General features: G+C 60.2%; 11 protein-coding genes. 3 read left to right on the top strand and 8 right to left on the bottom strand.

Annotated elements, in window-relative coordinates; all coding sequences use genetic code 11:
* Positions 1–9 precede the first annotated feature (9 nt).
* From efeO to putP, 3 genes are all read right to left on the bottom strand, one after another.
* On the bottom strand, positions 10–1146 hold the full coding sequence (efeO, locus tag AC2CGI_RS04655) for an iron uptake system protein EfeO (RefSeq protein ID WP_021504077.1): 1137 nt from the start codon (positions 1144–1146) through the stop codon (positions 10–12).
* 20 nt (positions 1147–1166) lie between these two features.
* Positions 1167–2012, bottom strand: a complete 846-nt coding sequence (efeU, locus tag AC2CGI_RS04650; RefSeq protein WP_004934730.1) for an iron uptake transporter permease EfeU — start codon at positions 2010–2012, stop codon at positions 1167–1169.
* Between the two features lie 243 nt (positions 2013–2255).
* Complete coding sequence (gene putP, locus AC2CGI_RS04645; protein WP_015378228.1) at positions 2256–3740, bottom strand: sodium/proline symporter PutP; 1485 nt, start codon at positions 3738–3740, stop codon at positions 2256–2258.
* 570 nt (positions 3741–4310) lie between these two features.
* Between putP and putA the strand changes: the two genes are divergently transcribed.
* From putA to AC2CGI_RS04630, 3 genes are all read left to right on the top strand, one after another.
* Positions 4311–8282, top strand: coding sequence for a trifunctional transcriptional regulator/proline dehydrogenase/L-glutamate gamma-semialdehyde dehydrogenase (gene putA / locus AC2CGI_RS04640; protein WP_015378229.1), 3972 nt, complete (start codon positions 4311–4313; stop codon positions 8280–8282).
* A 163-nt stretch (positions 8283–8445) separates the two neighbouring features.
* Complete coding sequence (locus AC2CGI_RS04635; protein ID WP_015378230.1) at positions 8446–8649, top strand: type II toxin-antitoxin system HicA family toxin; 204 nt, start codon at positions 8446–8448, stop codon at positions 8647–8649.
* Positions 8650–8660: 11 nt separating this feature from the next.
* Positions 8661–9074 (top strand): type II toxin-antitoxin system HicB family antitoxin, encoded by a 414-nt coding sequence (locus tag AC2CGI_RS04630; RefSeq protein ID WP_015378231.1) that lies wholly within the window; start codon positions 8661–8663, stop codon positions 9072–9074.
* Between the two features lie 29 nt (positions 9075–9103).
* Here the strand turns inward: AC2CGI_RS04630 and tcyN are convergent, their stop codons facing one another.
* From tcyN to fliZ, 5 genes are all read right to left on the bottom strand, one after another.
* Positions 9104–9856 carry an L-cystine ABC transporter ATP-binding protein TcyN gene (tcyN, locus tag AC2CGI_RS04625; RefSeq protein ID WP_015378232.1) on the bottom strand — a complete coding sequence of 251 codons (753 nt, stop codon included), beginning with the start codon at positions 9854–9856 and terminating at the stop codon, positions 9104–9106.
* Between the two features lie 3 nt (positions 9857–9859).
* Positions 9860–10522 (bottom strand): cystine ABC transporter permease, encoded by a 663-nt coding sequence (gene tcyL, locus AC2CGI_RS04620; RefSeq protein WP_015378233.1) that lies wholly within the window; start codon positions 10520–10522, stop codon positions 9860–9862.
* A complete protein-coding gene (tcyJ, locus tag AC2CGI_RS04615) occupies positions 10522–11322 on the bottom strand; it encodes a cystine ABC transporter substrate-binding protein (protein ID WP_015378234.1) in 801 nt (266 codons plus the stop codon). The genes tcyL and tcyJ overlap by 1 nt, the downstream gene beginning before the upstream one ends.
* Before the next feature lie 115 nt (positions 11323–11437).
* A complete protein-coding gene (locus AC2CGI_RS04610) occupies positions 11438–12430 on the bottom strand; it encodes a D-cysteine desulfhydrase (RefSeq protein WP_015378235.1) in 993 nt (330 codons plus the stop codon).
* Between the two features lie 124 nt (positions 12431–12554).
* Complete coding sequence (gene fliZ, locus AC2CGI_RS04605; RefSeq protein WP_004934751.1) at positions 12555–13064, bottom strand: flagella biosynthesis regulatory protein FliZ; 510 nt, start codon at positions 13062–13064, stop codon at positions 12555–12557.
* Between the last annotated feature and the right edge of the window lie 49 nt (positions 13065–13113).

Here is a 13113-nt window from a genome sequence, read left to right as displayed (position 1 = left end):
CCGTATGCCTCAGTCCAGACCCAATACGCCGCGCAGCTGGGAAAGATCCTCCGCCAGCGTGGTGATCGGCCCTTTCAACGCATTGCGATCGGCATCGGTCAGCTTCTCATAGGACTCATAACCCTCTTTGGTTTGGTACTTCGCCAAAATGGTGTCCACAGTTTTGAAGTTGGCGTCGATTTTGTCCAGCAGCGGCTTATTGGCCTTAACCAGCAGCGGGCGCAGCAGATTGACTATCTTTTGCGCGCCGTCGACGTTGGCCTGGAAGTCCCACAAATCGGTGCGGCTGTAACGGTCTTCTTCACCGCTGATCTTGCTGGCCGCCACCTCTTCGATCAGCCCGGCTGCGCCGCCCACCACTTTGCTCGGCGGGAAGGTCAGTTCACTCACGCGTTTTTGCAGCTCAACGGTGTCGTGATACAGACGATCGGCATATTGGCTCATGTCTTTGGTCGAATTGTCGGCAAACAGCGCCTTCTCCAGACGGTGGAAGCCGGTGAAGTTCGGGTCCGCCGCTTTCTTCTCGTAGTCGTCTTCACGGGCGTCGATGCTGCCGTCCAGATCGGAGAACAGCTCGGCGATCGGCTCAATGCGCTCATAGTGCTGGCGGGTCGGCGCATACAGCCTGCGCGCCTGCTCCACGTTGCCGGCCTTCACCGCGTCGGTAAACAGCTTGGTCTGTTTCACCAACCCATCGACTTCTTTGGTGACGTAAACCTTGTATTCAGCGATCGGGCCGACTAGGTCCAGCGCGTTCGGCTTGCCGTCGGTGGCGCCGTTGGCCGCGGCGGTGACAGTCAGTTTGCCTTTCGGATTGCTCAGCAGCCCGCAGGTCATGTCATATTCGCCCGCTTCCAGCGTGGCGGTCATTTTCTGGGTAAAGCCCGGCGCGATGTTCTCGCGCTCTTCCACCACCATCACCCCTTTCAGGATTTCCCATTCGACGTTTTTCTGGCTGGTGTTGTGCACCACAAACTGTGTCTTGCCGGCCGGGACCGTCAGTTGCATCGGTTCGCACTGCTTGTCGTTAACCGTAACCTTGATCTGCGGCACGTCCGCCGCCAAGGCGTCGATGCTCAGCGCAAACGCCGGGATAGCCAGTAATGCTGCGTGCAACGCCTTGCGGCGAAATAACGGAGTAGACATACGAGATTCCCTATTAAACATTAATGATTGATTTTACGTTGCGCCGGGGCCGCTGCCGGCTCCGCGCGCTGCGGCAGGAAAAAGAAAATCAGCGCCGGGATCAGATACAGGAAGTAGACCGCCACTTCGCTGACCGTCGGCGCTTCCTGGTAACCGAGAATGCCTTCCAGCAGGGTGCCGAACAGCGAATGGGTCGACAGGGTGTTGCTGAAATCGAAGGCGATGTCCTGGAAGTGGTTCCACAGGCCGGCTTCGTGGAAGGCGCGGATCGCCCCGGCGGCCAGGCCGGCGGCGACGAACAAAATGAACAGACTGGTCCATTTGAAGAATTTGGCCAGGTGCAGCTTCACCCCGCCCCAGTAAATCATCATGCCCAGCACGATGGCGGCCACCAGGCCGAGCACCGCGCCGATCGGCGCCGCGGCGCCCACGTCTTGCTGGAACGCCGCCAGCAGGAAGAACACCGACTCCAGCCCTTCGCGCGCCACGGCGAAGAACACCATCGCCACCAGCGCCCACCCCTGCCCTTTACCGGCGCTGAGCGCCTGATCGATAGCCCCTTCCAGATGCACCTTGACCGATTTGGACACCTTACGCATCCAGAACACCATATAGGTGAGGATCAGCACCGCCACCGCCGCCACGATGCCTTCGAACAGCTCTTGCTGTTTCTGCGGGAACTCGCCGGTGGTCTCATTGATGAAGATGCCGAGCGCCAGACACAGCGCCGCGGCGACAATCACGCCGATCCACACCGCGCCCAGCCATTGGCTGCGCTGCGTGCGCTTCAGGTAGCTGGCGATCAGGCTGACGATCAGCGCGGCCTCCAGCCCCTCACGGAACATGATAAGAAAGGGAACGAACATAACTAATCACCCCTGAAAAGACCGCGGCGGCAGAGAAAACCGGCTCGAAATGAGCCGCGGCGAGTATGTAAAGAAACGTAAAATACAACGAGAGTGATTATCATTCTGGCAAAAAGAAATACAAGAGGCGCAAGCGTGATTTTTTCTAATCAAATGTCGCCAGGTGTTACAGCCGAATGACGGGCAAACAGGCAAAAAGAAGGGGCGCTCTGCGCGCCCCTTGCCGACTGACATCAAACGGCGTTATACCGTTTTGTATTCGGCTTCCGCCTGATCGAAACGTTCGGTCATGGTTGAGGATGGCTGGCGGCCCATCAGGCTCACCACCACGATGGCCAGACAGCCCAGGATGAAGCCAGGGATGATTTCGTACAGGCCCAGCCATTCGTACTGTTTCCAGACGATCACCGTCACCGCACCGACCAGCATGCCGGCCAGCGCGCCGTTGCGGGTCATGCGCGACCACATTACCGAGATCAGCACAACCGGGCCGAAGGCGGCACCGAAACCGGCCCAGGCATAACTCACCAGGCCCAGCACGCGGTTCTCCGGGTTGGCCGCCAAGGCGATGGCGATCAACGCCACTACCAGCACCATCACGCGGCCGACCCACACCAGCTCACGCTGGCTGGCGCCCTTGCGCAGGAACGCCTTGTACAGGTCTTCGGTGATCGCGCTGGAGCATACCAGCAGCTGGCAGCTCAGGGTGCTCATGACCGCCGCCAAAATCGCCGACAGCAGCACGCCCGCCACCCATGGGTTGAACAGCAACATCGCCAGTTCGATAAACACGCGTTCGCCGTTCTGCGACACGTTACCGGCCTGATCCGGGTTATTGGCGAAGTAAGCGATACCGAAGAAACCGACGGCGATGGTCCCGGCCAGGCACAGGATCATCCAGGTCATGCTGATGCGGCGCGCGCTGCGGATGGTGCGGTGAGAATCCGCTGCCATGAAACGCGCCAGGATGTGCGGCTGGCCGAAGTAGCCCAGGCCCCAACCCAGCAGCGACAGGATGGCGACGAAGTTCAGTCCCTTCAGCATGTCGAGGTTGGCCGGGTTCTTCGCCTGGATCACCAGCATCGAGGTATCGATGCCGCCGACGGCGAAGATCACGATCACCGGCGTCAGGATCAGCGCGAAAATCATCAGGCTGGCCTGTACGGTGTCGGTCCAGCTCACCGCCAGGAAACCGCCGATAAAGGTATACAGGATGGTCGCCGCGGCGCCGGCCCACAGGGCGGTTTCGTAGCTCATGCCGAAGGTGCTTTCGAACAGGCGCGCGCCGGCCACGATGCCGGAGGCGCAGTAAATGGTGAAGAACACCAGAATGACGATGGCCGAGATCACCCGCAGCAGCTTGCTGTTGTCTTCAAAACGGCTGGTGAAATAGTCCGGCAGCGTCAGGGCGTTGTTGTTGGCTTCGGTATGCACGCGCAGCCTTCCTGCCACCAGCTTCCAGTTCAGGTAAGCGCCGATGGTCAGGCCGATGGCGATCCAGCTTTCGGAGATGCCGGAGAGGAAGATGGCGCCCGGCAGGCCCATCAGCAGCCAGCCGCTCATGTCGGAAGCCCCGGCGGACAGCGCGGTCACCACGCTGCCCAAACTGCGGCCGCCGAGAATATAGTCATCAAAGTTGTTGGTTGCCCGGTAGGCAAGCAGGCCGATCAGCACCATCCCGAAAATGTACACCAGGAAGGTCACCAGCATAGGTGTGCTCATTGTCATTTAATTCTCCACTTTCATTATTATTCGCGTTTCGCTCCGGCCAAGCCGGCGCCGGTAAACCCACGCGCAATGCATTTCACTGGCCGCCGCGCCGGAACGTGACGCAGCCTGCGAGCGAGTGCAGGTAAAATAGTTTCTGCCCGTAATTGTTGACCGTCGGTTATCCTAGATGAGCCTTTCATCAACCAACAAGATATTTAACAACAAAGTTACACAAAGTTTACCCTGCGTCACATTTACCGGGCTCAAAGGTTGCACTCACAACAAGCAAAATGAGTTGCACCTTACCATTACCCTTATATACCGCAGGGTAAAGCGCCTGCGACGTAATAAACCCCGCCGCATTCGCTCAATAACGCAACATTCATGCCAACTGCCCGTGTTAAAAAATCGATGAAACTCACACTTCGCTCATCAGCCTGATTTAACAAGGTTGCACAAAGTTGCAACATGCAGGATATTGTCTGCATTCTTAACCCACACATCTCACGAACCTATCCCAACAGGCTTTCCGGCCTGCTGTTTGTCTAGCCTGATGGGATAGGTTCTAAACACAGGAGTTGGACAGGCATGGGCACTACCACAATGGGCGTGAAACTCGACGAGGCAACACGCGACCGGATCAAGAGCGCCGCGCAGCGCATCGATCGCACGCCGCACTGGCTCATCAAGCAGGCCATCTTTAATTACCTCGAGCGTCTCGAGAGCGGTACCGATATCCCTGAAATTCCAGCGCTGGCCGCAGCGGGCCAGCCTGAAGCGGACGACATTATGCCGCAAGCGCAGGAAGAGTCACACCAGCCATTCCTCGATTTCGCCGAACAAATTCTGCCGCAGTCGGTGACCCGCGCCGCCATCACCGCCGCCTATCGCCGCCCGGAGACCGAAGCGGTGCCGATGTTGCTCGAACAGGCGCGATTACCCGCCGATCTTGCACAGGCTACTCATAAAATGGCCTATGGCATCGCCGAGAAATTGCGTAACCAAAAAAGTGCAAACGGCCGCGCCGGCATGGTGCAAGGCCTGCTGCAAGAGTTCTCCCTCTCCTCGCAGGAAGGTGTGGCGCTGATGTGCCTGGCGGAAGCGCTGCTGCGCATTCCGGACAAACCGACCCGCGACGCCCTGATCCGCGACAAGATCAGCAACGGCAACTGGCATTCGCACCTGGGGCGCAGCCCGTCGCTGTTCGTCAACGCCGCGACCTGGGGCCTGCTGTTTACCGGCAAGCTGGTGTCCACGCATAACGAAGCCAATCTGTCCCGATCGCTGAACCGCATTATCAGCAAGAGCGGCGAACCGCTGATCCGCAAAGGCGTGGACATGGCGATGCGCCTGATGGGCGAACAGTTCGTGACCGGCGAAACCATCGCCGAAGCGCTGGCCAACGCGCGCAAGCTGGAAGAAAAAGGCTTCCGCTACTCCTACGACATGCTGGGCGAAGCCGCCCTGACCGAAGCCGACGCCCAGGCCTACCTGGTTTCCTACCAGCAGGCGATCCACGCCATCGGCAAAGCCTCCAACGGCCGCGGCATCTATGAAGGCCCCGGCATCTCCATCAAGCTGTCCGCCCTGCACCCGCGCTACAGCCGCGCGCAGTACGAACGCGTCATGGAAGAGCTTTACCCGCGCCTGCTGTCGCTGACCCTGCAGGCACGTCAGTACGATATCGGCATCAATATCGACGCCGAAGAGGCCGATCGCCTGGAGATCTCGCTCGATCTGCTGGAGAAACTGTGCTTCGAGCCGCAGTTGGCCGGCTGGAACGGCATCGGCTTCGTGATCCAGGCCTATCAGAAACGCTGTCCGTTCGCCATTGACGCGGTGATCGACATGGCGCAACGCAGCCGCCGCCGCCTGATGATCCGTCTGGTGAAAGGCGCCTACTGGGACAGCGAAATCAAACGCGCCCAGATGGACGGCCTGGAAGGCTACCCAGTCTACACCCGCAAGGTGTACACCGACGTTTCCTACCTGGCCTGCGCCCGCAAGCTGCTGTCGGTGCCGAACCTGATCTATCCGCAGTTCGCGACCCACAACGCCCATACGCTGAGCGCCATCTATCACCTGGCCGGCAACAACTACTACCCTGGCCAGTATGAATTCCAGTGCCTGCACGGCATGGGTGAGCCGCTGTACGAGCAGGTGGTGGGTAAAGTGGCCGACGGCAAACTGAATCGCCCTTGCCGCATCTACGCGCCGGTCGGCACCCATGAAACGCTGCTGGCTTACCTGGTGCGTCGCCTGTTGGAAAACGGCGCCAACACCTCGTTCGTCAACCGCATCGCCGACGCCACCCTGCCGCTCGACGAGCTGGTGGCCGATCCGGTCAGCGCCGTGGAAGCGCTGGCGGCCAGCGAAGGTCAAATTGGCCTGCCGCATCCGCGCATCCCGCTGCCGCGCGAGCTGTACGGCGAGAAACGCGTTAACTCCAGCGGTCTGGATCTGTCCAACGAACAGCGTCTGGCCTCGCTCTCCAGCGCCCTGCTCACCAGCGCCAGCCATCCGTGGCGCGCGGAACCTATCATCGACGCCGAATTGGATCAGGGCGTGGAGCAGCCGGTGATCAACCCGGCCGAGCCGGGCGATGTGGTCGGCTACGTGCGTGAAGCCACCGAAGGCGAAGTCAGCCGCGCGCTCGACGCCGCCGCGGCCGCCGGCCCAATCTGGTTCGCTACGCCGCCGACGGAACGCGCCGCGATCCTCGAACGCGCCGCCGAACTGATGGAAAGCCAGCTACAAAGCCTGCTGGGCATTCTGGTGCGTGAAGCGGGTAAAACCTTCAACAACGCCATCGCCGAAGTGCGTGAAGCGGTCGACTTCCTGCACTACTACGCCGGCCAGGTGCGCGACGACTTCGCCAACGACAGCCACCGCCCGCTGGGCCCGGTGGTTTGCATCAGCCCGTGGAACTTCCCGCTGGCGATCTTCACCGGCCAAATCGCCGCCGCGCTGGCGGCGGGCAACAGCGTGCTGGCCAAACCGGCCGAGCAAACGCCGCTGGTGGCCGCGCAGGCGGTGCGTATCCTGCTGGAAGCCGGCATTCCGCAAGGCGTGCTGCAGCTGCTGCCGGGCCAGGGTGAAACCGTTGGCTCGACGCTGGTCAACGACGCCCGCGTCCGCGGCGTGATGTTCACCGGCTCCACCGACGTCGCCGGCATTCTGCAGCGCAGCATCGCCGGTCGTCTGGATCCGCAAGGCCGGCCGACGCCGCTGATCGCCGAAACCGGCGGCCTGAACGCCATGATCGTCGACTCTTCCGCCCTGACCGAACAGGTGGTGACCGACGTGGTGGCCTCCGCCTTCGACAGCGCCGGGCAGCGTTGCTCCGCGCTGCGTATCCTGTGCATTCAGGAAGACGTGGCCGAGCACACGCTGCAAATGCTGCGCGGCGCGATGGCCGAATGCCGCATGGGCAACCCGGAGCGCCTGTCCACCGACGTGGGCCCGGTGATCGACGCCGAAGCCAAAACCGGCATCGAACGCCACATCCAGGCGATGCGCGCCAAAGGCCGCAAGGTGTACCAGGCCGCCAAAGGCAGCGCGCAGGATGAAAAAGAGTGGGCGCGCGGCACCTTCATCAAGCCGACGCTGATCGAACTCGACAGCTTCGACGAGCTGCAAAAAGAGATCTTCGGCCCGGTGCTGCACGTGGTGCGCTTCCAGCGCAACAATCTGGACGCGCTGGTCGATCAGATCAACGCCGCCGGTTATGGCCTGACGCTGGGCATTCACACCCGTATCGATGAAACCATCGCCCGGGTGACCGAACGCGCCAAGGTCGGCAACCTGTACGTCAACCGCAACATGGTCGGCGCAGTGGTCGGCGTGCAGCCGTTCGGCGGCGAAGGCCTGTCGGGCACCGGCCCGAAAGCCGGCGGCCCGCTGTACCTGTACCGTCTGCTGGCTAACCGTCCGGACGACGCGCTGCAACGTACGCTGCACCGCCAGGACGAAGAGCGCCCGATGGAAGCCACCGCGCGGCCGCAGCTGTTGGGTGCGCTGCAATCGCTGGAGAAATGGGCGGTCACCAGCCAGCACGGCGAACTGGCGGCATTGGCGCAACGTTATGCGGAACTGGGCCAGGGCGGCACCGTACGTCCGCTGCCGGGCCCGACCGGCGAGCGCAATACCTATGCCCTGCTGCCGCGTGAACGCGTGCTGTGCCTGGCGGATAACGAAACCGACGCGCTGATCCAGCTGGCCGCCGTGCTGGCGGTTGGCAGCTGCGCGCTGTGGCCGGAAGCGGAACTGCAGCGCAATCTGTTCCGCCGCTTGCCGAACGATGTGCAGGCGCGCATCGCCTTCAGCAAAGACTGGCAGCAGGACAAGGTCGAGTTCGACGCCGCCATCTACCACGGCGATGCCGACCAGCTGCGCACCCTGTGCGAGCAGATCGCGCAGCGCGGCGGCGCCATCGTCTCGGTGCAGGGCTTCGCTCACGGTGAAACCAACATCCTGTTGGAACGCCTGCTGATCGAACGTTCGCTGAGCGTCAACACCGCCGCCGCCGGCGGTAACGCCAGCCTGATGACCATCGGTTAACGCATCCTCAAGGCGGCAATACATTGCCGCCTGATTTGCTAACCGCTACGCAAACCCTGCACTTGTGCAGGGTTTTTTATTGTCCGCAGCCCGGTCAGCCGTTAGCGTATTAATCTTCTTGCCTGATAGTGTGTATGGTGTGTAGATTAAGGACAATAACATCGTGAAGAGTTCAGAACTGATTGCGCTGCTGGAAAGCCACGGTTGGGTATTGCGGCGGGTAAAAGGCAGCCACCATCAATTCAAACATCCCGATTTTGCGCTGATCATCACCGTGCCGCATCCAAAGAAAGATCTCAAGCTGGGCACGCTGCGGCAGATACTTAAAGACGCGGGGTTAAGTGCGCTTCACATCGCCACGCGTTAACAGGAGAGACCATGTTTTATCCCGCTTATATCCATACAGAATCAAACGGCAGCGCCAGCGGTTTCTTTCCCGACGTCCCTGGCTGCTACTTCGCCGGCACCAGCCTGGACGACGCTTTTGCCGATGCCCAAAGCGCACTGGATGCGCACTTTGAGTTGTTGAGCGAAGACAATCAACCGCTACCGCGCCCGCATGCCGTCGCAGCCCATCTTGCCAAAGATGCGGGATCCTTCGAGGGAGGACAATGGCTATTGGTCGCTATCAATATGGATAAATTTGACGGCCGAGCCGAACGGATTAACATCACGTTGCCCCATCGCCTGTTAAGTCGCATTGACTCTCTGGTTCGGCAACATCCGGGATACGGCAGCCGCAGCGGATTTCTCGCCGCCGCCGCGCGCAATGAATTGTTGAAAGCAGAGTGAATTCAGTCGGGGGAAACACCCCCGACGCCTTATTGATTCCGGAACTTGTCGAGGAATTGCTGGGTGCGCTGATGCTGCGGATTGGCGAACAGCGCTTTGGCCGGGCCCTGTTCGACGATGCGGCCGTGATCCATAAAGATAACCCGATCGGCCACGTCGCGGGCGAAGCTCATTTCATGGGTGACGATCACCATGGTGCGTTTCTCTTCCGCCAGTGAACGCATGGTATTGAGCACTTCTCCCACCAGCTCGGGATCGAGCGCCGACGTCGGCTCATCGAACAAAATCACCTCCGGCTGCATCGCCAGCGCGCGCGCGATCGCCACCCGCTGCTGCTGCCCGCCGGACAGCCGACGCGGATAAGCCGCCTCTTTGCCGCTCAGCCCCACCTTGGCCAGCAACGCGCGAGCGCGCTGTTCGGCGCTGGCTTTCGCCTCACCTTTAACGATAACCGGCCCTTCAATGATGTTTTCGAGCACCGAACGGTGCGGAAACAGGTTGAAGTTCTGGAACACAAAACCGACCTGCTGGCGCAGCGCGCGCACCTGATTTTTCTGTTTGCTCAACGGCTTGCTGCCATCGATCAGGATATCGCCGACGCGAATGGTGCCGGAATCCGGCTCCTCCAGTAGGTTGATGCAGCGCAACAAGGTGGTTTTCCCTGAGCCGCTCGGGCCGATGATCGCCACCACTTCACCGGCATCCACCGCCAGATCGATCCCATGCAGCACCGTCTGACCTTTGAACTGCTTGGTCAATTGCTTAACTTCAATGGCACTCATGCGTTACTCCTGATCCTGGCGATTAACGTGGGCTTCCAGACGGTTTTGCAGTGCGGAAAGCAGGGTCGCCATCACCCAGTAAATCAGCGATGCCGCCAGGTACATGGTGAACACTTCCAGCGTGCGCGAGGTGATGAGCTGCGCCTGGCGGAACAGTTCCGGCACCTGAATGGTAGCGGCCAGCGAGGTGTCCTTCACCAGGCCGATAAAACTGTTGCCCAGCGGCGGCAAGGCGGTGCGCGCCGCCTGCGGCAGGATCACCCGGCGCAGGGTTTGCCAACGGGTCATGCCGATACTGGCGGCGGCTTCCCACTGCCCTTTGTCGATCGACGAAATCGCCGCGCGCAGCGTTTCTGAGGTGTAGGCGGCGGTATTGAGCGACAGGCCAATCAGCGCCGCCGGGAAAGGATCGAATTCGATGCCGAACTGCGGCAGACCGTAATAGATCATAAACAGCTGGGCGATCAGCGGCGTGCCGCGGAACAGCGATACGTAAATGCGCGACAGCCATGACAGCGGCCAAAGCGGCGAAAGGCGCATCAGCGCCAGCAGAAAACCCAGCAACAGGCCGAACGCCATACCGCCCAGGCTAAGCTGCAGCGTCAGTATGGCGCCCTTCAATAAAAATGGCGCTGAATCCAGCGCCAGTTGAATACTTTCGTGCATTATTTAGTTACGTCCGCGCCAAACCATTTCTCGGAGATCTTCGCCAGCGTGCCGTCTTTTTGCATCTCGGCGATCGCCTGGTCAATCGCGGCCAGCAGCTCTGGGTTATTCTTGCGCAGCGCCACGCCGGACTCCTGGCGGGAGAATGCCGGGCCGGCCACCGCCAGCGTATCGCCGGTTTTCTTCACCAGATCCAGCGCCGCCAGGCGGTCCACCAGAATGGCGTTGATGCGGCCGACGCGCAGATCCTGATACTTGGTCGGATCATCGTCGTAAGTGCGCACGTCCACGCCCTGCACATTCTCGCGCAGCCATTGCTCATAGTTGGTGCCCAGGCCAACGCCGACCTTTTTGCCCTTCAGGTCATCCGGCTTGGTAATGGTGCCTTCGTTGCCCTTTTTCACCAGCGCCTGAATGCCGGAAACGGTGTAAGGGGTGGAGAAATCATATTTCTTCTTGCGCTCATCGGAGAGCGTCACCTGATTGATGACCACGTCGATGCGCTTCGAATCCAGCGAAGCCAGCATACCGTCCCATTTGGTCGGGTTCAGCTTGGCTTTCACGCCCAGATGTTGCGCCAGCGCGTTGGCGAAATCCACTTCGAAACCGGTCAATTTGCCGTCTTCCCCCTGGAAACTGAACGGCGGATAAGTACCTTCCAGCCCGACGATCAGCGTGCCGCGCTGTTTCACCTGCTGCAGCAGGTTATCGGCGGCGTAGGTTTGCGTCGTCACACCGGCGGCCAACGCAATACCCACCACGCCCAACAACCATTGACGACGAACTTTCGCAAACATCATAAACACCCCTGTATGTTGTTTATCTTTTTTGATATCAGCACTTTAACAGTGCAACCGCCCGCATAAAGGAATATAACCTTATAAATATAGTTCAAAATGGAATAACACGCGGTGTTTACACCTGCGGATGGTAGGCGAACAGCGCCGGTGCACCGCCGGTGTGAACAAACAGGATGGGACCTTCGTCGCGGAAGCGCCGCTGGGCGATGCCGTCGATCAAACCGGCCATCGCTTTGCCGGTGTACACCGGATCCAGCAATACCCCCTCTTGCTGCGCCAGCAACTGCACCGCCGCCATGCCCTCTTCGTTCGGCATGCCGTACTGCGGCGCGAAGTAATCATCCCACAACGCGATCGGCGCCAGTTTGTCAATATTCAGCGAACAGGCCAGGGCTTTCTGGATTTGTTCCACCTTCGGCAACTGATCGATCACGGTGCGCGAGACGGTCACGCCGATCAACTCGGTTTCGGGCAGCAGCTGCTGCAGCCCCACCGCCAGCCCGGCGTGGGTGCCGGCGCTGCCGGACGCCACCACCACCGAACTGAACGCCACGTTGCTGCGTTGGCTCTGTTCGGCGATTTCCAATGCGCACTGCACGTATCCCAGCGCGCCCAGCGCATTGGAGCCGCCCACCGGCACCACGTAAGGCCGGAAGCCCTGCGCCTCGAGGCGCGTCGCCAGTTCCGCCAGTTGCTGCTGCGGATCGTGCAGCGCTTCGCACATTACCACTTCGGCGTTGAACAGGCCGAGCAACAGACGGTTGCCGTTGGTCAGGTAGTTTTCCGCGCGGGTATCGATCGGGTTTTCCAGCAAAGCGACGCAGTGCAGGCCCAGTTTCGCCGCCACCGCCGCCGTCTGGCGCACGTGGTTGGATTGAATGGCGCCGGCGGTGACCAGCGTATCGGCGCCTTGCCGTAACGCATCGGCGGCCAAAAACTCAAGCTTTCTCAGCTTGTTGCCGCCCATCGCCATAGGCGTGACATCGTCACGTTTAAGGTAAATTTCACGGCCGAGGTAATCGGAGAGACGGGACAGTTTTTCCAGCGGTGTGGCGACGCCAACCAGATCCAGACGCGGAAATTGCGCCAGTTGTTGTTGCAGGTTCACTACTTCCCCCCAGGGAATCGAATATCAACATCTGATAACCGATAGATTTAGCAGATGTGAACTGAATAATCATCCTTTATCACGGGGGAAACAGCAGACCCCGGCCCAGCGGCCGGGGAAAGTCTCAGTAGCTGCGCTGCCAGGCGAGATACTGATCGTACTTGCGCAGCGCAATGCGGTAGTTGTTGTGCGCCGCGGTAGGCAGATCGTCGATGATGCGCTGATGACTGGCGCTGTTGGCGAATTTGTCCGCCGGGTAATTCCGCGCCACCAGCATTTCATCCAGCCGGCGCAGCCGCACCACGTACTCGCGAATGGTGCTGTGGCTCATCTCGGTCTGTTCGAACAGATACTGCTTGAACGCCATAATGTCGAAATAACTCGGGTGGCTGTTGCAGGAAATCTCGCTGCAAAAGCGGCACAGCGCGGTCAGCTCGTGCTGCACGTTTTGCCAGACCGCATCGTCGATCGGCTGATCCATGCGCGCGATGGCTTCTTTATTGATTATCTTGCCGCGAAACACCAGCGCCATGCGGTCCAACAGTTTGCCGCACTGGGAGCAATGGGTCTGGCTGTGCTTGTAGTCTTTCAGGTAACGGCTAAGCGGCCGTTTCTTCAACAGTATTCCTGGCATAAGGGGCAGTCCGATTGTCGCATGAGTCATCGAGTTGGGGGCGGCGCTC

The sequence above is a fragment of the Serratia sp. LSHTC3 genome, from assembly GCF_057197125.1.
Note: the sequence above shows the minus strand (reverse complement) of the source record. Positions and strands in the feature narration are given on the sequence as shown.